The organism is Burkholderia sp. Z1 (assembly GCF_014893795.1).
Taxonomy (GTDB): domain Bacteria; phylum Pseudomonadota; class Gammaproteobacteria; order Burkholderiales; family Burkholderiaceae; genus Burkholderia; species Burkholderia theae.
Genome location: NZ_JACFYL010000002.1, coordinates 330,522 through 348,945, shown reverse-complemented (window position 1 = coordinate 348,945; position 18,424 = coordinate 330,522). Strand labels below are relative to the sequence as shown.

General features: G+C 67.6%; 15 protein-coding genes. 7 read left to right on the top strand and 8 right to left on the bottom strand.

The features are described 5' to 3' along the window. Positions 1-54 precede the first annotated feature (54 nt). Genes H3H55_RS18705 through H3H55_RS18690 form a run of 4 tightly spaced genes read right to left on the bottom strand, consistent with a single transcriptional unit; the run spans position 55 to position 4,182 of the window. The gene (locus H3H55_RS18705) at positions 55-711 is read right to left on the bottom strand and encodes a methionine ABC transporter permease (RefSeq protein ID WP_048023409.1); all 657 of its coding nucleotides are present in this window, start codon (positions 709-711) and stop codon (positions 55-57) included. Then, positions 704-1,882, bottom strand: a complete 1,179-nt coding sequence (locus tag H3H55_RS18700) for a methionine ABC transporter ATP-binding protein (protein WP_193099724.1) — start codon at positions 1,880-1,882, stop codon at positions 704-706. The genes H3H55_RS18705 and H3H55_RS18700 overlap by 8 nt, the downstream gene beginning before the upstream one ends. An 18-nt stretch (positions 1,883-1,900) precedes the next feature. Then, the gene (locus tag H3H55_RS18695; RefSeq protein ID WP_193099723.1) at positions 1,901-3,310 is read right to left on the bottom strand and encodes an LLM class flavin-dependent oxidoreductase; all 1,410 of its coding nucleotides are present in this window, start codon (positions 3,308-3,310) and stop codon (positions 1,901-1,903) included. Between the two features lie 11 nt (positions 3,311-3,321). Continuing rightward, positions 3,322-4,182: a MetQ/NlpA family ABC transporter substrate-binding protein gene (locus tag H3H55_RS18690; RefSeq protein WP_193099722.1), complete on the bottom strand. Its 861-nt coding sequence runs from the start codon at positions 4,180-4,182 to the stop codon at positions 3,322-3,324. A gap of 421 nt (positions 4,183-4,603) precedes the next feature. On the opposite strand from H3H55_RS18690, the gene H3H55_RS18685 reads away from it, so the two are divergent. From H3H55_RS18685 to H3H55_RS18665, 5 genes are all read left to right on the top strand, one after another. Continuing rightward, positions 4,604-5,968, top strand: a complete 1,365-nt coding sequence (locus tag H3H55_RS18685; RefSeq protein WP_048245865.1) for a 2-hydroxycarboxylate transporter family protein — start codon at positions 4,604-4,606, stop codon at positions 5,966-5,968. Between the two features lie 157 nt (positions 5,969-6,125). Continuing rightward, the gene (locus H3H55_RS18680) at positions 6,126-8,009 is read left to right on the top strand and encodes a sensor histidine kinase (RefSeq protein WP_193099721.1); all 1,884 of its coding nucleotides are present in this window, start codon (positions 6,126-6,128) and stop codon (positions 8,007-8,009) included. Continuing rightward, complete coding sequence (locus tag H3H55_RS18675) at positions 7,999-9,360, top strand: sigma-54-dependent transcriptional regulator (RefSeq protein WP_193099720.1); 1,362 nt, start codon at positions 7,999-8,001, stop codon at positions 9,358-9,360. The genes H3H55_RS18680 and H3H55_RS18675 overlap by 11 nt, the downstream gene beginning before the upstream one ends. Positions 9,361-9,385: 25 nt before the next feature. Then, on the top strand, positions 9,386-9,715 hold the full coding sequence (locus H3H55_RS18670) for a DUF3579 domain-containing protein (protein ID WP_048245871.1): 330 nt from the start codon (positions 9,386-9,388) through the stop codon (positions 9,713-9,715). Positions 9,716-9,978: 263 nt separating this feature from the next. Further along, the gene (locus tag H3H55_RS18665; protein WP_193099719.1) at positions 9,979-10,830 is read left to right on the top strand and encodes an alpha/beta fold hydrolase; all 852 of its coding nucleotides are present in this window, start codon (positions 9,979-9,981) and stop codon (positions 10,828-10,830) included. An 86-nt stretch (positions 10,831-10,916) separates the two neighbouring features. Here H3H55_RS18665 and H3H55_RS18660 read toward each other — a convergent pair whose 3' ends face one another. Further along, a complete protein-coding gene (locus H3H55_RS18660) occupies positions 10,917-11,357 on the bottom strand; it encodes a PACE efflux transporter (RefSeq protein ID WP_193099718.1) in 441 nt (146 codons plus the stop codon). 101 nt (positions 11,358-11,458) lie between these two features. Between H3H55_RS18660 and H3H55_RS18655 the strand changes: the two genes are divergently transcribed. After that, on the top strand, positions 11,459-12,349 hold the full coding sequence (locus H3H55_RS18655; RefSeq protein ID WP_193099717.1) for a LysR family transcriptional regulator: 891 nt from the start codon (positions 11,459-11,461) through the stop codon (positions 12,347-12,349). A 65-nt stretch (positions 12,350-12,414) separates the two neighbouring features. Here H3H55_RS18655 and H3H55_RS18650 read toward each other — a convergent pair whose 3' ends face one another. Next, complete coding sequence (locus tag H3H55_RS18650) at positions 12,415-12,843, bottom strand: Tautomerase enzyme (protein ID WP_193099716.1); 429 nt, start codon at positions 12,841-12,843, stop codon at positions 12,415-12,417. Between the two features lie 125 nt (positions 12,844-12,968). On the opposite strand from H3H55_RS18650, the gene H3H55_RS18645 reads away from it, so the two are divergent. Then, positions 12,969-13,565, top strand: coding sequence for a TetR/AcrR family transcriptional regulator (locus H3H55_RS18645; protein WP_193099715.1), 597 nt, complete (start codon positions 12,969-12,971; stop codon positions 13,563-13,565). A 93-nt stretch (positions 13,566-13,658) separates the two neighbouring features. On the opposite strand, the gene opcM is transcribed toward H3H55_RS18645, so the two are convergent. Together opcM and ceoB are read right to left on the bottom strand one after the other, a co-directional pair. Then, positions 13,659-15,194, bottom strand: a complete 1,536-nt coding sequence (gene opcM / locus H3H55_RS18640) for a multidrug efflux transporter outer membrane subunit OpcM (RefSeq protein ID WP_193099714.1) — start codon at positions 15,192-15,194, stop codon at positions 13,659-13,661. Positions 15,195-15,204: 10 nt separating this feature from the next. Then, positions 15,205-18,405, bottom strand: coding sequence for a multidrug efflux RND transporter permease subunit CeoB (ceoB, locus tag H3H55_RS18635; RefSeq protein WP_129515857.1), 3,201 nt, complete (start codon positions 18,403-18,405; stop codon positions 15,205-15,207). Between the last annotated feature and the right edge of the window lie 19 nt (positions 18,406-18,424).

Below are 18,424 nucleotides of genomic sequence, written 5' to 3'. Positions count from 1 at the left end.
GGGTAGGGTTCTCTCAGGTTCATGAATGAAACGAGCGCGTGCTTGTGGCACGGCTCAGGTGCGCCGGGTCACATGTCGGACCAGGCGGTCGCCCGTGATTTGCACGGCCGAGACGAGCGCGATCAGGATCACGATCACGGTCGCCATGACGGTAGTGTCGAAACGCTGGTAGCCGTAGCGGATCGCGAGATCGCCGAGCCCGCCCGCGCCGACGGCGCCCGCCATCGCGGTCGAGCCGATCAGCGCGACGACGGTGATCGTGAAGCCGCCAAGCATGCCGGGCAGCGCCTCCGGCAGCAACACGTGCCACACGATGTGGCGGCGCTTCGCGCCCATCGCGAGCGCGGCCTCGATCAGCCCGCGATCGACTTCGCGCAGGCTCACTTCGGCGATCCGCGCGAAGAACGGGATCGCGGCGATCGACAGCGGCACGACGGCCGCCCATACGCCGATCGTCGTGCCGATCAGCACGCGCGTGAACGGCAGCAGCGCGACGAGCAGGATGATGAACGGCGTCGAGCGGAACACGTTGACGAGCGCGCCGAGCACCGCGTTCACGCCGCGCCGCGCGTAGATGCCGCCGGGCGCGGTCGTCACGAGGATCACCGCGAGCGGGATGCCGATCAGCGCCGCGATGACGGCCGACGCGGCGACCATCGACAGCGTGTCGCGGATCGCGTCGAGCAGTTCGGGCCACCAGAGCTCAAACATAACCGAGCACCTCCGCGTGATTCGCGTGACGGCGCGCCCGTTCGAGCAGCGCGGCGACCGGGCCGCCGCGTGCCGTCGACTGGCCGGCTTCATCGGCGCGCGGCGACGCCGCGATCACGAGCCGCCCTTGTGCATGCCCCTGGATGCGCTCGATCCCGCCGTGCAGGAACCGCACCGAGCCGCCGAGCGCCGCCGCGAGCGCACCGACGTCCGGCTCGCCACCGCTCTCGCCCGTATAACGGACGTCGAGCACGACCTGCGCGCCGTCGGGCAACGCGGCCTGCTCGGGCAGCGGCTGCACGCGCGCCGCCAGTTCGGCCGGCAGGTCGTGCACGAGCGTGCTGAGCAGCGCGCGCGTCGCGCCGTGGCGCGGATCGCCGAACACGCGCCACACGGGGCCCGTTTCGACGACTTCGCCCTGTTCGATCACCGCGACCGTGTCGCACACCGCGCGGATCACCTCCATCTCGTGCGTGATCAGCACGATCGTCAGCCCGAGGCGGCGGTTGATGTCGGCGAGCAGCGCGAGAATCGACTGCGTCGTCTCGGGATCGAGCGCCGACGTCGCCTCGTCGCACAGCAGCACCTCGGGATCGTGCACGAGCGCGCGGGCAATGCCGACGCGCTGCTTCTGGCCGCCCGACAGGCTCGCCGGATACGCGTCGCGCTTCGCGGCCAGCCCGACGAGTTCGAGCAGCGCCTCGACCTTGCGCACGCGCTCGGCTTTCGGCACGCCGGCGATCTTCAGCGGCAGCGCGACGTTCTCGAACACCGTCTTCGCCGACAGCAGGTTGAAATGCTGGAACACCATGCCGGTGCGGCGCCGCAGCGCAACGAGCCCATCCTCGTCGAGCGCGCCGACGTCGACGCCCTGCACGCGCACGCGGCCCGAGCTCGGCCGTTCGAGCCCGTTCACGAGCCGCAGCAGCGTCGACTTCCCGGCTCCGCTGCGGCCGATGATCCCGAATACCTCGCCGCGCCGCACGTCGAGCGTCACGTCGCGCAGCGCGGCGGCGTGGCCGCGCGGCGTCGCGAACACCTTGCCGACCTGCTCCAGCGACACGGCCGCTCCGCCGACCGGCACGGCGGCAGCTTCATGCGCCGTTGCAGCGGCGCCGGCGCGCGCGGCCGATGCGTCGATGAAACCCAGCGTATCGAACAATTGCGTCATCGCTTCGCTCCGTCACGTTCAGGCATGCGCGGGATGCGCGGGTTCGGATACGGCGGCCGGCCGGTGCCGCGCGCCCGTGTGCCACGCCGGCAGGTGCGCGCCGGCGCCGAACAGCTTCTCGCGCAGCGTCGGTGCGGGATCGTAGTCTTCCTTGTAGACGCCGCGGTTCTGCAACTCGGGCACGACCCAGTCGACGAAATCCTCGAACGACTCGGGCATCACGGTGCGCGTCAGGTTGAAGCCGTCGATGCCGGTCTCGTCGATCCACGACTGCAATTCGTCCGCGACCTGCGACGGCGAGCCGACGATCGGCGCATAACGGCCGCCGAGCGACATCTGTTCGAGCATCCGGCGCACGGTCCACGTGCCGGTCGTGCTCTTGCGCGAAATCGCGTCGACGGCCGACTGGATCGAATCGGTCTTCACATACGAGATCGGTTCGTCGAGGCCGCACTTCGCGAAGTCGATGCCGGTCGAGCTCGCGAAATGCGCGAGGCCGGCTTCCGGGCTCGCATAACGCCGGTATTCGTCGAATTTCTCGCGCGCGAGCCGCTCGGTCTCGGCCGTCACGACGCTCACGCCGGCGAAGATCCGGATCGATGCCGGATCGCGGCCCTGTCGCGCGGCGGCCGCGCGGATGTCGAGCGCCGCCGCGCGCGCGGCGGCCTTGCTCTGCCCGTTCACGAACACGCATTCCGCGTGACGGCCCGCGAACTCGACGCCGCGCGCGGACGAACCGGCCTGGTACAGCACCGGCGTGCGCTGCAGCGACGGCTCGCTCAGGTGGATCGCATCGATGGAATAGAACGGCCCATCGTGCTTCACGCGGCGCACCTTGCCCGGCTGCGCGAACACGCGTGCTTGCGCGTCGCGGATCACCGCATCGTCGTCCCAGCTCTGTTCCCACAGCTTGTAGACGACGTCCATGTAGTCGTCCGCGCGCTCGTAGCGGTCGTCGTGGCCGATCTGCTGCGCGAGGCCCATCCCGCGCGCGGCGCTGTCGAGATAACCGGTGACGATGTTCCAGCCCACGCGCCCCTTCGTCAGGTGATCGAGCGTCGACATGCGGCGCGCGAACAGGTAAGGCGGCTCGTAGGTCAGGTTCGCGGTCACGCCGAAGCCGAGGTGCTTCGTGACCTGCGCCATCGCGGGCACGAGCAGCAGCGGATCGTTGACGGGCACCTGCACCGATTCGCGCAGCGCCGCATCGGGGCCGCCGCCGAACACGTCGTACACGCCGACGATGTCCGCGAGAAAGATCCCGTCGAACTTGCCGCGTTCGAGCGTCTTCGCGAGATCGGCCCAGTAGTCGAGATCGGTGTAGTGCGCGGAGCGGTCGCGCGGATGCGTCCACAGCCCGTGATTGATGTGCCCGACGCAGTTCATGTTGAATGCGTTGAGCAGGATCTTCTTGTTGCCGTTCGCCATGTTCGCCTCCGTCACCACGCGATCGCGTACAGCGAGCCGAACGCGTTGTCGAGCGCCTTGCGCACGGCCGGCGAGTGCTGGTAGATCGCGATGAACTTGCGGATGCGCGGATCGTTCAAGCTGTCCGGCCGCACGACCCACTGGATCGCGAAATTCTTGTTCTCGGTGCCGTCGAACAGCAGCGCGCTGTTCGGGTCGGTCGTGCCGGCGAGCTTGATGAAGCTCGGGTAGCCCTGCGCGAGATCGACGTCGTCGAGCGAACGCGCGAGCTGCGACGCTTCGAGCGGGATGATCTTCAGGTGCTTCGGGTTCGCGACGATATCGTGGGTCGTCGCCCGGTAGTCGGCGCCCGGCTTCAGCGTGATCAGGCCCGCGCGCTGCAGCAGCAACAGCCCGCGCCCGCCGTTCACCGGATCGTTCGCGATTGCGACCCGCGCACCGTCCTTCAGCTCGGCAAAGCGTTTCACCTTCTTCGAGTAGAGGCCGATCTTCATGATCGTGCCGGGCGCGATCGACACGAAGTTGTAGCCGCCCTGCTTGTTCGCGTTCTCGAGAAACGGGATGTGCTGGAAGTAGTTGACGTCGATGTCCTTGTTCGCGAGCGCCGCGTTCGGCGTATTCCAGTCGGTGAACTCGATGATCCGCACGTCGAGCCCCTGCGCCTTCGCTTCCTTCGCGGCGATCTTCAGCGCGTCGATCTGCGGGCTGGTCGAGATGCCGACCTTCAGCGGCGCGGGTTCGGCGCGCGCGCCGTTCGGCAGCACGAGGCCAAGCAACGCCGCGAGCAGCGCGGCCGCCAGCAGGCGGGCCGGCCGGGCAAACCGCGCCAGTCGGCCGGAGGAAAAGCGGGCGGAAAAAACGGCATGCAGCATGGAAACCACTCTCCTGTCCAAAGACGGTATCGACGGATGAGCGACGCCGCGGCGAACGCGCGGGCGTTCTCCGGACAGTCGTCGTCGCATCGGAAAAGGATCAGTCGATGATAGAGAGCGGCGGGAGGACGGTCTACGAAGCGATTGTGCGAAGAAAATCGCGCGCGGCGATATGGCGCGCGATCGCGCGTGGCCGGGCGCCCGGCCGAGCGTCAGGCTGAAATCTCGGCCTGGCCATCGGGCGAATTCCGAAATCTCGGAACGCTGTTCGCGCGCTCGTTTCAGCAGACGAAACAAACTCCTTGTGAATCAACGACCTGCAAGCGTGACGGCAAGCCGGACAGCTGGCACGGAGGTTGCGTAATAGACGGCACACAATGCCGCGAAGCAATGCAGGCATTCCAACATCAGGAGACACGTCTTGCAGACCTCTATCCATACCCCGTCCCATCCGGAGCCGATTGTCGAAGCCGGTCCCGCCAAGCGCGAACGCTTCTGGCCGGACGGCTGGTGGAAGCTGATGGAAATCCGCATCGGCATCATCCCGCTGCCCGTCTACTTCATCCTGCTCGCGCTGATCGTCGGTTTCGCGGTGACGGGCAAGGTGCCCGGCGAGATCTCGATGGCGATCGCCGTGCTCGCGTTCTTTGGCTTCACGTGCGCGGAACTCGGCAAGCGTCTGCCGCTGTTGCGCAACATCGGCGCGGCCGCGATCTTCGCGACCTTCGTGCCGTCGGCGCTCACGTACTACCATCTGCTGCCGAAGCCGGTGCTGAACCTGACGGTCGAATTCACGAAGTCGACCAACTTCCTGTACCTGTTCATCGCGTCGATCATCGTCGGCAGCATCCTGAGCATGGACCGTCGCGTGCTGATCCAGGGCTTCCTGAAGATCTTCATCCCGCTGGCCGTCGGTTCGGTCGCGGCCGCGATCGTCGGCACGGCGGTGGGCACCGCGCTCGGCCTCGGCGCGCGCCACACGCTGCTGTACATCGTCGTGCCGATCATGGCCGGCGGCGTCGGCGAAGGCGCGATTCCGCTGTCGATCGGCTATTCGGAACTGATGCACCTGCCGCAAGGCGAGATGTTCGCGATGGTGCTGCCGCCGGTGATGCTCGGCAGCCTGACCGCGATCATCCTGTCGGGCGCGCTCGACATGCTCGGCAAGCGCCTGCCGCACCTGACCGGCAACGGCCGCCTGCAGGTCGGCGAAACGGGCGACATGACGCCGGAAAGCGAAGAGATCCGCGGCCACGTCGACGTCACGCACATCGCGGGCGCCGGCATCACGGCGATCACGCTGTACCTCGTCGGCCTGATGGCGTTCAAGCTGTTCGGCCTGCCCGCGCCGGTCGCGATGCTGTTCCTCGCTGTGCTCGTGAAGCTGGCACGCGCGGTGTCGCCGCCGCTGCAGGAAGGCGCGTTCGTCGTCTACAAGTTCTTCTCGACCGCTGTCACGTATCCGCTGCTGTTCGCGATCGGCGTTGCGATGACGCCGTGGGACAAGCTGACCGCCGCCTTCACGATCGTCAACGTCGTGACGATCGTGTCGACCGTCGCGACGCTGATGGGCACCGGTTTCGTGGTCGGCCGCCTGATGAAGATGTACCCTATCGACACCGCAATCGTGAACGCCTGCCACAGCGGGCAAGGCGGCACCGGCGACGTCGCGATCCTGACCGCCGCGAACCGGATGCAACTGATGCCGTTCGCGCAGATCGCGACGCGCATCGGCGGCGCGATCGTCGTCACGGTGACGCTGATCCTGGTCGCGCACTTCGGATGATGCGCCGCCGCGCGCATCGTCGCGCAGGCTGCTTCGCACGCGCCGCCGCCGGCCTAGCCGGCGCGCGGCGCGCGTCGTTCCGGACGATCGGTTCCGGACGGCCGGTTGGGCGGCCGGTTGGGCGGCCAGGGCCTGTTCACGCCGATAACGGGCTTCGATGAGGGCGAACGTGCAGAAGAGCTTCAAGGGTATCCCGTGGTGGGGCTGGGCGTCGGTCGCCGCGCTGTATGTCGGCGTGGCGGGCGCGGCCGTCGATTTCGCGTGGGAACGCGCGATCGACGCGCTCGAGGAAACCGGCGCGCACCGGCTCGACCTGTATGCGTCGAGCCTGAAGAGCGAGCTCGGCCGCTTCGAGATCCTGCCCGGCCTGGTCGCGCGGCAGGACGGCGTGCGCGCGATGCTGAAGGCCGCGCCGCACGACACGCCCGCGCTCGTGCACACGGTGAACACCTACCTCGAAGCCGTGAACCGCGACGCGGGCAGCGGCGCCGTCGACGTGATCGACCTGCAGGGCGAGGTGATCGCCGCCAGCAACTGGAACGAGACGCTCAGCTTCGTCGGCACCAACGTGTCGTACCGGCCGTACTTCAAGGACGCGCTCGCGCGCGGCAGCGGCCGCTTCTTCGGCATCGGCACCAACACGGGCGTGCCGGGCGTCTACTTCGCCAGCGCGGTGCGCGACGACGGCGTGCCGATCGGCGTGGCCGCCGTCAAGATCAGCGTCGATTCGCTCGAATCGGCCTGGCGCGCACCGGGCGTCGCCGCGATGGTCGTCGACAGCAACGGCGTGGTCGTGATCTCGACCGAACCCGCATGGAAATTCACCGCGCTGCGCCCGATCACCGCGCAGCAGCAGCGCGACATCCAGGCGTCGCGGCAATACGCGGGCCGCACCGTCGACGCGCTGCCGTACCGCCGCATCGGCGATCGCAGCGCGGCCGCCTGGTTCGGCACGTTCCCCGACCTGCGGCACCCCGACCGCACCACCCGCTATCTCGTGATGTCGCGCCCCGCGCCGCAGGCCGGCGATTCGCTGATGGTGCTGCTCGACATCGCGGGCGCGCGGCGCCAGCAGCAGACGGCGTTCGTGTTCGTCACCGGCGCGTTCCTGATCGCCGCGCTGCTGGCCGGCTACGCGATCCAGCGGCGCCGGGCGATCGCGGCACGGCTGCGCGCGCAGGACGCGCTGCGCCGCGCGAACGACCGGCTCGAACTGACCGTCGCGCAGCGCACGGCCGCGCTGACCGCCGCGAACGAACAGATGCAGCGCGAGATCGTCGAGCGCGAGCGCACCGAGCAGCGGCTGCGCGATTCGCAGCAGGAAGTCGTGCACGCGGGCAAGCTCGCGGTGCTCGGGCAGATGGCCGCCGGCCTCACGCACGAGCTGAACCAGCCGCTCGTCGCGATCCGCACGCTGTGCGACAACGCGCGCACGTTCTTCGAGCGCGGCCAGCCGGCGCCGGCGTATGCCAATCTCGAACGGATCGGCAAGCTGGTCGACAGCATGGCCGTGCTCACCGGCGAGCTGAAGACCTTCGCGCGCAAGCCCGACGTCGAGCGCGTCGCGGTGTCGCTGAACGAGGCCGTCGCGCATGCTCGGCTCATCTACGACGCGCGGATCCGCGACGAAGGCGTGCAGCTCGACGTGAACATCGCGCCCGGCACGGCGGTATCGGCTGAATCGAGCCAGTTACAGCAGGTGATCGTGAACCTGCTCGGCAACGCGCTCGACGCGGTACACGACGCGCCGGTGCGCCGCATCGTCATCGAAGCCGCCGGGCCGGACGAAGCCGGCCGCGTGCGCTTCACGGTCGCCGACAGCGGCGCCGGCATCGCGCCCGAGGTGCTGCCGCACCTGTTCGAGCCGTTCGTCACGACCAAGCCGCGCGGCCAGGGCCTGGGGCTCGGCCTCGCGATCACGTCGCGCATCGTCGAGGCGTTCGGCGCGAAGATCGCCGCGACGAACCGCGACGAAGGCGGCGCGCAGTTCAGTATCGAATTCGCGGCGGCGACGCTGCAAAGGACAGAGCATGGAAGATGAGATTCGGGTGCTGGTCGTCGAGGACGATGAAAACGTCCGGATCGGCGTCGAGCAGGCGGTCGCGCTTGCCGGGTTCCCGGTCGACGCGTTCGCGGCGGCCGCCGACGCGCTTGCGCACGTCGCGCCCGGCGCGCCGGTCGTGATCGTGTCGGACGTGCGGATGCCGGGCATCGACGGGCTGCAGTTGCTCGATCGCGTGATGGCCGTCGATGCGCAGATCCCGGTCGTGCTGATCAGCGGCCACGCGGATATCTCGACGGCCGTCGGCGCGATGCAGGTCGGCGCGTACGACTTCATCGAGAAGCCGTTCTCGTCGGACGTGATCGCCGGCCGCGTCGCACGCGCGGTCGAGAAGCGCCGCCTGACGCTCGAGGTGCAGGGGCTGCGCGCGGCGCTCAACAACTGGCAGGGCATCGAGGCATTCGTGCTCGGCAAGTCGCCCGCGATGGCCGACGTGCGCAAGAAGATCCTGCGCCTCGCCGATACGTCGGTGTCCGTGCTGATCACCGGCGAGACGGGCACCGGCAAGGAGCTGATCGCGCGCAGCCTGCACGACTTCGGCGGCCGGCGCGACGCGCATTTCGTCGCGCTGAACTGCGGCGGCCTGCCCGAGCAGATCTTCGAGAGCGAACTGTTCGGCCACGAGGCCGGCGCGTTCACCGGCGCGATCAAGAAGCGCATCGGCAAGATCGAATGGGCGCAGGGCGGCACGCTGTTCCTCGACGAGATCGAGACGATGCCGATTCAGCTGCAGATCAAGATGCTGCGCGTGCTGCAGGAGCGCGTGGTCGAACGGCTCGGCGCGAACGAGCTGATTCCGGTCGACTGCCGCGTGGTTGCCGCATCGAAGGCCGATCTCGCGGAACTCGCGGCCGACGGGCGCTTTCGCGCGGACCTGCTGTATCGCCTCAACGTCGCACAGATCGAACTGCCGCCGCTACGCGAGCGGCGCGAGGACGTGCCGCTGCTGTTCGAACATTTCGTGCTCGCGGCCGCGCGGCGCTTCGGGCAGCCGGCGCCGGTCGTCACGGCTGCGCAGGTGTCCGAACTGATGACGCATGCATGGCCCGGCAACGTGCGTGAGCTGCAGAACGTGGCCGATCGCTTCGTGCTCGGGCTGACCGGCGACAGCCTGCTGTCGTCCGGCGGCACGCCGACAGCGGGCGGCACGCTCACGGAGCAGCTCGCGTATTTCGAACGGATGCTGATCGAGGACATGCTGCGGCGTCACAACGGCAACGTCGCGGAGGCGAGCGTCGCGCTCGGCATGCCGAAGAAAACGCTTTATCACAAGCTGCGCAACCTGCGGATTCCCGCGCGCGGCGACGCGGCAGCCGACGGCGGCGAATGACGCGAACGAGGACACGCACAACAGCATGGATCGCATCGAAGTCACCGAACACGGCCGTGTCGACGGCCACCTGATCCGCGGCGTCACACGCGCGCAGAAAACCTTCCGCCCCAGCGACTGGCCCGAGCGCCTCGCGGGCGTCATCACGCTGTTCGTCGGCGAACTGCGGCCCGGGTATCCGTGCGCGCTGTCGCGGCTCGCGATGCCCGTCGTCGACGGCGGCGTCAAATGCCTGATCGTGTCCGACGAACTGCGCAGCGTATGCGCCGATGCGTTCGACTTCGCGATGCGGTTCGCCGCCGACAACGACCTCCCCGTCGAGCTTCAGACCACGCCTGCATTGACGGCGCGCTGACGCGCGCGCCGCATCCGCGGCGTGCGCACCTCCCCGCTTTTTTCGATGCGATCGCGCACGCGCGCAGGCCGCCGCACGCCCCTTCGGCCCGGCTCGGACCGTCAGACGATTGAAAGAATCCCAACATACGACCACGGCCCGACAAGGCTTTGCGGCCGAGCCATCAATAAAATTGATCGTCACGATGAAAATTATGCGTTTTCCTTGCAGGTCGCCGTGATGCATAGTTGCGTCGAGTTGACGCACCTTTGAGTCTTTCAGTCATGAACATGCGAATCGAGCCGTCCGTGCTCGCGAACCCCGACCTGCAATTTGCGACGCTTTCGTCAGGCATCAGCCTGCCGTATGTCGAGCGGGGCAGCGGCGCGCCGATGGTGTTCGCGCACGGTTCACTGTGCGACTACCGCTACTGGGATCCGCAGCTTGCATCGCTGTCGGCCCACTACCGCTGCATCGCGCCGAGCCTCAGCCACTACTGGCCGGCCGTCGAAGCGGGCATCCAGGACGAGTTCAGTTGGCAGAACCACGTCGACGAGCTCGCCGAATTCATCGACGCGCTCGATCTCGGCCCCGTGCATCTGGTCGGCCATTCGCGCGGCGGCAGCGTGGCATTCAACGTCGCACGCCAGCATCCGCATCTCGTCGACACGCTGACGCTCGCCGATCCGGGCGGCCCGCTGCAACAGCAGGGCGTGCGCGAAGCCGCGCTGCCGGCCGCCGCGCTCGCGCTGCGCACGAAGGCCGTGAACCTGATCGGTCAAGGCGACGTCGAATCCGGTCTCGAGATGTTCGTCGATTCCGTGAGCCTGCCCGGCGCATGGAAGAAGAGCACGTCGCGCTTCCGCACGATGGCGATCGACAACGCGAGCACGCTGCCGAAGCAACTGCGCGATCCGCTGCCCGCGTATTCGCAGCACACGGCCGGCGATATCGCGTGCCGCACGCTGCTGATCGACGGCCAGCGCAGCCCGAAGATGTTCCGCAACAACGTCGACACGCTGTCGCAGTGGATCGGCAATGCGCAACGGCAGACCGTCGCCGGCGCGTCGCACGGGATGAATGCGGCAAGCCCTGCCGTGTTCAACCGCTTCGTGCACGAGTTCATCGCCGCGTAATTTCCCGGGCGGCGTTCGTTCCGCCCGATATTCCCCGTTTCATTCCCCGCACGATGCGGGCGCCCGTCCGCATCGAGGGCGCCCGGTTAAGCCGCTGCCCCCGCCTTGCGCGTCACCGCATCCGGCAACCCGAACACGCTGTCGAACGCCCAGTTGTACGCGAACGTGAAGATCGGGAAGAACACGATCAGCACTGCGTCGTACAGAAACGCCTGCAGCAGCGACACGTCGAGCCACCACGCGATCAGCGGAATCAGGAACGTCACGAGCGCGATCTGGAATCCGATCGCATGCAGCACACGACGCCCGACGGTGCGCGTCGTCGCCGCGCTCCGCCGCTCCCATGCTTCGAATGCGAGGTTGAACAGAAAATTGACGGTGACGCCCGTCGTCGAAATCATCACGCCGAGCAGGCCGCTCGTCGCCGCGCTCGCGCCGCTCAGCATGCCGAGCACCGACGACGCGACCAGGATGCCGAGCACCTCGAACATCACGACGTAGACTATGCGTCTCTTCCACCCTTGCATGACCATCCACCTTCCTCTCGAACAAGGTGGCGAGACTATCAGCGGGTCCCCCGTCCGCAAAAGTCAGGTCCTTTCAATTTTTCTGACAGGAGAGGCCGCACATGCTGACCAGCGACCACATCGACATTCTGCTCACCGTCATCGACAAAGGCTCGTTTTCGGCGGCCGCGCGCGCGCTCGGCCGCACGCCGTCGGCGGTCAGCATGGCAATCGCGAATCTCGAGGCCGAACTCGATCTCGTGTTGTTCGACCGCGGCACACGGGAACCGACGCCGACTGCCGCGATGGCCGCGCTGTTGCCCGATGCGCGCTCGATCGCCGAGCAGTTGCAGGTGCTGCGCGCACACGCGCAGCACTTGTCGGAAGGTGTCGAGGACACGCTGCGGCTCGGCGTCGCGGCCGAGATCGACAGCGCGCCCGTCGCCCGCGCGCTGACGGCGGTCGCCGCGAAATATCCGGCGCTCGCGATCAGTGTCGTCACGGCACCGCAGGACGCGATCGTCGACGCGCTGCATCGCGCCGCCGTCGATCTCTGTGTGGCGTACTGCGGGCTCGACCTGCATCCGCAGGAACAGATCCACGCGCTGTGGACCGAGACGCTCATTGCCGTCGCCGCGCCGGCGCATCCGCTGATCGCCGAAGGCGCCCATCCGGAAGCGATCGAACGGCTGTCGGGCTTCCGGCAGATCGTGATCGCCGATCCGGAGCGGCCGTTGACCGACGTGCGACCGTTGATCGGCAACCGCACGTGGAAGGTGACCGACATGGCGACCGCGATCGCGCTCGTGAAGGCCGGTCACGGTTGGGCGAACCTGCCCGCGTCGGTGATCGGCGGATACGTGGCCAACGGCGAACTCGCGCCGCTCGTGTTCGAGAACATCCGCAACGGCTTACCGCTGCCCGTGTACCTGCGGCGGCCGAAGCATACGGGGCTCGGCAAGGCGGCGAGCGAACTGGTTCGCGCGCTGCGCACTGCATGCGACGGCAGGTAGCCGGTGCGGCGGCGAACGCCGCCGCACCGCCGGTCAACGCCTGACGGCTAGACCGTTAGTTGCAGTTACTGTGCCGCCACCGCGCCCTGGATCGAATCGACGAGCGACGCGTTGTCGTAGCGCCGTCCGGCAATCCCCCATCCGCCGTCGACGGCATGGACGACATTCACCCAGACTTGCGCCGGCGTCAGCCGTCCGCCCGCGCGGCGCAGCACGATCGCGGTCGCCCGTTCGACGTATTGCCGCTGCTTGTCGGGCGCCGCGAGCGCGACGGCAGGCAGCTTCAGTTCGACGAACGCCGCGGGCTCCGCGCGTCCCTGCACGAAGGTCCGGTGCCGCGGCAGCACGTTGAGCGTGCCCACCACGTTCGGCGCCAGGAACGCATTCCCGGTCAATCCTTCGACATCCAGCAGCGCATCGGTCAGCTCGGCAAACACCGGCCCCTCGTCGTCCGGCGTGAAAACCCCTTCGGATACTGTCAGCGTGATCGGCATCGCACTTCCTCCTGGTCAGGTCATCGGAATCGTGACGTGATATAAATATCAGTCACTCTCTATACATTAGACACTAATCGCTCTCTATGCAAGATAAAGAGCGATCACTCTGAAGCGAGCCAGTCATGCGTTATTCCGTCGAGCACAAGCACGAAACCCGCGCGCGCATCCTCGAGGCGGCGAGCCGCCTGTTCCGTCAGGAGGGATATGGCGGTTCGGGCATCGGTCCGTTGACGAAGGCGGCGGGCGTCACCAATGGCGCGTTCTACGGGCATTTCAAATCGAAGGGCGAAGCGTTCCGCAGCGTCGTCCTCGACGGTCTGGAGCAGCTCCGCCAGGGCGTCGCGACGTTCAAGGCCGAGCATGGCGCGCGCTGGCGGCGCCCGTTCGCGGCGTTCTACCTCGGGCCGCGGCGCACCTGCGAACTCGGCGAGAGCTGCGCGCTGCCGAGCCTGTCGCCGGAAGTGATGCGCGCCGACGACGACACGCGCGACGCGTACGAACAGGCGTTACGGCAGATCGTCGACGAAGTGGCGTCCGGCCTGGGCGACCCGCCCGACGACGACCGCGCGATCGCATTCCTCGCGCTGCTTTCAGGCGGCGTCACGCTCGCCCGCGCGGTGCGCGACCCCGTGCTGGCGAAGCGGATTGCCGATGCCGTCGAGCGCTATGCGGTCGTGATCGCGGAACGCACGGACGTGAAACCGGATCAGCCGGCATAACGGACGGCCAATAAAAAACCCCGATCCGCATCGTCACGGATCGGGGTTCCTCGACTCGCCGCCTGTTCCGGCGGCCCGTCGCGAGCCGGTGCGTCAACGCACGGCGACTTCCTGCTTGACGGTCGCCGCGTCGCCGACCGCCGTCGGCACCGCACCCCATCCGCCGCCCAACGCGCGGATCAGGTTGACGGTCGACACGGCCTGCGCGCCGGTCAGCTGGTTCGCCTGCAATTGCGACACCAGCACCGACCGTTCGCTGTCGATCACGTCGAGATACGCGATCTCGCCTTCCTGATACTGCGTGCGCGACAGCGTCGCCGCGCGGCGCGATGCATTGACGGCCGCATCCTGCGCGTGGATCTGATCGTCGAGCAGGCGCAGATCGGCGAGATTGTCCTCGACCTCGCGGAACGCGACGAGCACCTGCTGCCGGTAGTTCGCGACCTGCTCGTCGTACTGCGCGCGCGCCTGCTGCACGCCGGCCGCACGGCGCCCGCCGTCGAACAGCGGCAGCGTCAGCGCGGTGCCGGCGAACGGCCCGAGCAGGAACGTGCGGCTCGACCACATGAACAGGCTGCCGAGCGTCGACGCTTCATACCCGAACGCCCCCGTGATATCGAGCTTCGGGAAATACGCCGACTTCGCAAGGCCGATCCGCGCGTTCGCGGCCGCCATCGCGCGCTCGGCCGCCGACACGTCCGGACGGCGTTCGAGCAGCGCGGACGGCAGGCCCGGCGGAATCTTCACGCCGACCGGCACGATCGGCGTTTCCTTGAACGCGAAATCCGCGGGCGCCTTGCCGAGCAGGATCGCAAGCGCATGCTCCGAGGCCGCGCGCCGGCGCGCAACGCCGACCGCATCGGCCTGCGCGGTGGCCAGTTCGTTCTTCGCCCGCGACACGTCGAGCTCGCTGATGTCGCCTTCGTTGAAGCGGCGCTGCACGAGCTTGAGCGCCTGATCGCGCAGTTCCACCGTGCGGCGGTACAGGTCCTGGTCCGAGTCGAGCTGGCGCAGTTCGAAGTAGTTCTGCGCGACATCCGCCTGCAGCGCGAGCTGCACCGAACGGAACAGCGCTTCGCTCTGCGCCTGGTCGGCACGCGACGCCTCGACGTTGCGGCCGACGCGGCCGAACAGGTCGGCCTCGTAGGACACCGTGCCCTGCGCGCGCCACAGCGTCGCGTTGGTCGGGCCGGTGCCCTGCGGCTGGAACTGCGACGCCGACGACAGCCCTTCACGCATCGGCCCGAAACCGGCACCGATCTGCGGGAACCATTGCGAACGCGCCGAACGCGTCGCCGCGCGCGCTTCCTCGACCCGCGCGGCCGCGGCCTTCAGGTTCTGGTTCGCGGCGAGCGCCTGCGTCTCGAGCGAATCGAGCACCGGGTCGCCGAACACCGTCCACCATTCGCCGCGATGCGCGCCGTCCGACGGCTCGGCCGTCTTCCACGTGCCGGCCTGTTCGCCCTGCGCGAGGGTCGGTGCTTCCTTGTACGCGGCGGGCGTCGACGCATCCGGGCGCTTGTAGTCGGGGCCCACCGCGCACGCGGCGAGCAGCGTCGCGAGCAGGGTGCTCGCGGCCGCCACCTTCGCGAAGCGCATCAGGCCATTCGAGTTGTGCATGTTGTTCATCTTTCTATCCTCAAGCATCGGGTGCCGGTACGCCCGGAGGCGTCACGCCATAACCCGCCGAGTCCTTGCCGGCGACGTGGATCTTGCCGCCCGCGAGCGTACGCAGCACGACGTAGAACACCGGCGTCAGCATCAGCCCGAACAGCGTCACGCCGAGCATCCCGAAGAACACCGCGACACCCATCGCATGGCGCATCTCCGAACCCGCCCCCGTCGACGTGACGAGCGGCACGACACCCATGATGAATGCGATCGACGTCATCAGGATCGGGCGCAGCCGCATCCGGCTCGCCTCGATCGCGGCCTGGAGCGGCGTCCTGCCGTCGTGCTCCAGTTCACGCGCGAATTCGACGATCAGGATCGCGTTCTTCGCCGACAGCCCCACCAGCACCATCAAGCCGATCTGCGTGAAGATGTTGTTGTCGCCCTGCGTGAGCCACACGCCCGTCAACGCCGACAGAATGCTCATCGGCACGATCAGGATCACCGCGAGCGGCAGCGTCAGGCTTTCATACAACGCGGCGAGCACCAGGAACACGAGCAGCACGCTGATCGGGAACACGACGATCGCCGCGTTGCCCGCGAGGATCTGCTGGTACGTGAGGTCGGTCCACTCGAACCGCACGCCGCGCGGCAGCGTCTCGTGCGCGATGCGCTCGATCGCGGCCTGCGCCTGACCCGACGAGAAGCCCGGCGCCGGGCCGCCGTTGATGTCGGCCGCCGTGTAGCCGTTGTAGCGCACGACCATTTCAGGACCGAACGTCGGCGTCACCGTGACGAGCGACGACAGCGGCACCATCTCGCCCTTGTCGTTGCGCGTCTTGAGCTGCAGGATGTCGTCCGCACGCTGGCGGAACGGTGCATCGGCCTGCACACGCACCTGGTACACGCGCCCGAAACGGTTGAAGTCGTTCACGTACAGCGAGCCGAGATACACCTGCATCGTGTTGAACACGTCGGTCACCGGCACACCGAGCTGCTTCGCCTTCACGCGATCGAGATCGACGTTGAGCTGCGGCACGTTGATCTGGTAGCTCGTGAACAACGGTCCCAGTTCCGGCGCCTGCTGCGCGCGCTTGATGAAGTCGTTGGTCGCATCCGCGAGCCGCGCATAACCGACCGCGCCGCGATCCTCGATCTGCATCTTGAACCCGCCGAGCGTGCCGAGGCCGAGCACCGGCGGCGGCGGGAACACCGCAACGAACGAATCCTTCATCGCGCTGTACTGCTGGTTCAGCGCACCCGCGATCGCGCCAGCCGACAGCGCCTTGCCGTGCCGCTCGGAGAACGGCTTCAGCGTGACGAACACGATGCCCGCGCTCGAGCTGTTGGTGAAGCCGTTCACCGACAGCCCCGGGAACGCGACCGCGCTCTCGACGCCCGGCTGCTTCAGCGCAATCGAGCCCATGTCGCGGATCACCTTCTCGGTGCGGTCGAGCGACGCGCCGTTCGGCAGCTGCGCGAACGCGATCAGGTATTCCTTGTCCTGCGCGGGCACGAAGCCGCCCGGCACGACCTTCGACACCAGCACGGTCGCGCCGACCAGCACGAGGTACACGCCCAGCATCACCGTCTTGCGCGACAGCACGCCGCGCACGCCGCGGCCGTAGTTCTCCGCGCCGCGATGGAACACCTTGTTGAAGCCGCGGAAGAAGCCGCCGAGCACGCGGTTCATCACGCGCGTGAGCCAGTCTTCCTTCTCGCCATGCCCCTTCAGCAGGATCGCGGACAGCGCCGGCGACAGCGTCAGCGAGTTGAACGCCGAGATCACCGTCGAGATCGCGATGGTCATCGCGAACTGCTTGTAGAACTGGCCGGTCAGGCCCGACATGAACGCGAGCGGCACGAACACGGCGACGAGCGTCAGCGCGATCGCGATGATCGGCCCGCTCACTTCCTGCATCGCCTTGTAGGTCGCCTGCCGCGCGTTCATCCCGCTTTCGATGTTGCGCTCGACGTTCTCGACGACGACGATCGCATCGTCGACCACGATCCCGATCGCCAGCACCATCCCGAACAATGACAACGCGTTGATCGAATACCCGAACGCGAGCAGCAGCGAGAACGTGCCGATGATCGACACCGGCACCGCGATCAGCGGAATCAGCGATGCGCGCCACGTCTGCAGGAACACGATCACGACGATCACGACCAGCGCGATCGCTTCGAGCAGCGTGTGCACGACGGCCTTGATCGACGAACGCACGAACTGCGTCGGGTCATAGACGATCTTGTAGTCGATGCCCGCCGGCATGTCCTGCTTCAGCTCGGCCATCGTCTTGCGCACTTCGTCCGAGATCTGCAGCGAGTTCGCGCCCGGCGACTGGTTGATCGCCATCGCGACGGCCGGCTTGTTGTCGAGCAGCGAGCGCAGCCCGTATTCGGACGCATCGAGCTGGATCCGCGCGATGTCGCGCAGGCGCGTGACGCCGCCGTCCGGCGTCGTCTTCACGACGATGTCGCCGAACTCGTCTTCCGTCTGCAACCGGCCGCGCGCGTTCACCGACAACTGCAACGGCGTGCCGGGCAGCGACGGCGATGCGCCGATCACGCCGGCCGCGACCTGCACGTTCTGCTCGCGAATGGCCTGCACGACGTCCTCGGCCGACAGCCCGCGCTGCGCGACCTTCTGCGGATCGAGCCACACGCGCATCGCGTAGTCGCCCGAACCCCACAGCTGCACCTGGCCGACGCCCTGGATCCGCGACAGGCGATCCTTCACGTTGATCAGCGCGTAGTTGCGCAGGTAGGTCATGTCGTACCGGTTGTCCGGCGAGATCAGGTGGACCACCATCGTCAGCGTCGGCGAGCTCTTCACCGTGGTGATGCCGAGCCGCTGCACGTCTTCCGGCAAGCGCGGCAGCGCCTGGTTCACGCGGTTCTGCACGAGCTGCGTGGCCTTGTCCGGATCGGTGCCGAGCTTGAACGTGACGGTGATCGTCATGTTGCCGTCGCTGTTCGCCTGCGACTGCATGTAGAGCATGTCCTCGACGCCGTTGATCTGCTCTTCAAGCGGCGACGCGACCGTCTCGGCGATCACTTTCGGGTTGGCGCCCGGGTACTGCGCCTTCACGATCACGGACGGCGGCACGACTTCCGGATATTCCGAAATCGGCAGCAGGAACATCGCGATCACCCCGCCCAGCAGGATGATCACCGATAGGACTCCTGCAAAGATCGGCCGGTCGATAAAGAATTTTGAAATGTTCATGTGTGGCTCTGTCTGGTTG

Coding starts and splice junctions, on each gene's coding strand:
- H3H55_RS18690 (WP_193099722.1), bottom strand. CDS start 4,182: ATGCTGCATGCCGTTTTTTCCGCCCGCTTTTCCTCCGGCCGACTGGCG.
- H3H55_RS18705 (WP_048023409.1), bottom strand. CDS start 711: ATGTTTGAGCTCTGGTGGCCCGAACTGCTCGACGCGATCCGCGACACG.
- ceoB (WP_129515857.1), bottom strand. CDS start 18,405: ATGAACATTTCAAAATTCTTTATCGACCGGCCGATCTTTGCAGGAGTC.
- H3H55_RS18695 (WP_193099723.1), bottom strand. CDS start 3,310: ATGGCGAACGGCAACAAGAAGATCCTGCTCAACGCATTCAACATGAAC.
- H3H55_RS18700 (WP_193099724.1), bottom strand. CDS start 1,882: ATGACGCAATTGTTCGATACGCTGGGTTTCATCGACGCATCGGCCGCG.
- H3H55_RS18675 (WP_193099720.1), top strand. CDS start 7,999: ATGGAAGATGAGATTCGGGTGCTGGTCGTCGAGGACGATGAAAACGTC.
- H3H55_RS18645 (WP_193099715.1), top strand. CDS start 12,969: ATGCGTTATTCCGTCGAGCACAAGCACGAAACCCGCGCGCGCATCCTC.
- opcM (WP_193099714.1), bottom strand. CDS start 15,194: ATGAACAACATGCACAACTCGAATGGCCTGATGCGCTTCGCGAAGGTG.
- H3H55_RS18680 (WP_193099721.1), top strand. CDS start 6,126: ATGAGGGCGAACGTGCAGAAGAGCTTCAAGGGTATCCCGTGGTGGGGC.
- H3H55_RS18665 (WP_193099719.1), top strand. CDS start 9,979: ATGAACATGCGAATCGAGCCGTCCGTGCTCGCGAACCCCGACCTGCAA.
- H3H55_RS18670 (WP_048245871.1), top strand. CDS start 9,386: ATGGATCGCATCGAAGTCACCGAACACGGCCGTGTCGACGGCCACCTG.
- H3H55_RS18660 (WP_193099718.1), bottom strand. CDS start 11,357: ATGCAAGGGTGGAAGAGACGCATAGTCTACGTCGTGATGTTCGAGGTG.
- H3H55_RS18655 (WP_193099717.1), top strand. CDS start 11,459: ATGCTGACCAGCGACCACATCGACATTCTGCTCACCGTCATCGACAAA.
- H3H55_RS18650 (WP_193099716.1), bottom strand. CDS start 12,843: ATGCCGATCACGCTGACAGTATCCGAAGGGGTTTTCACGCCGGACGAC.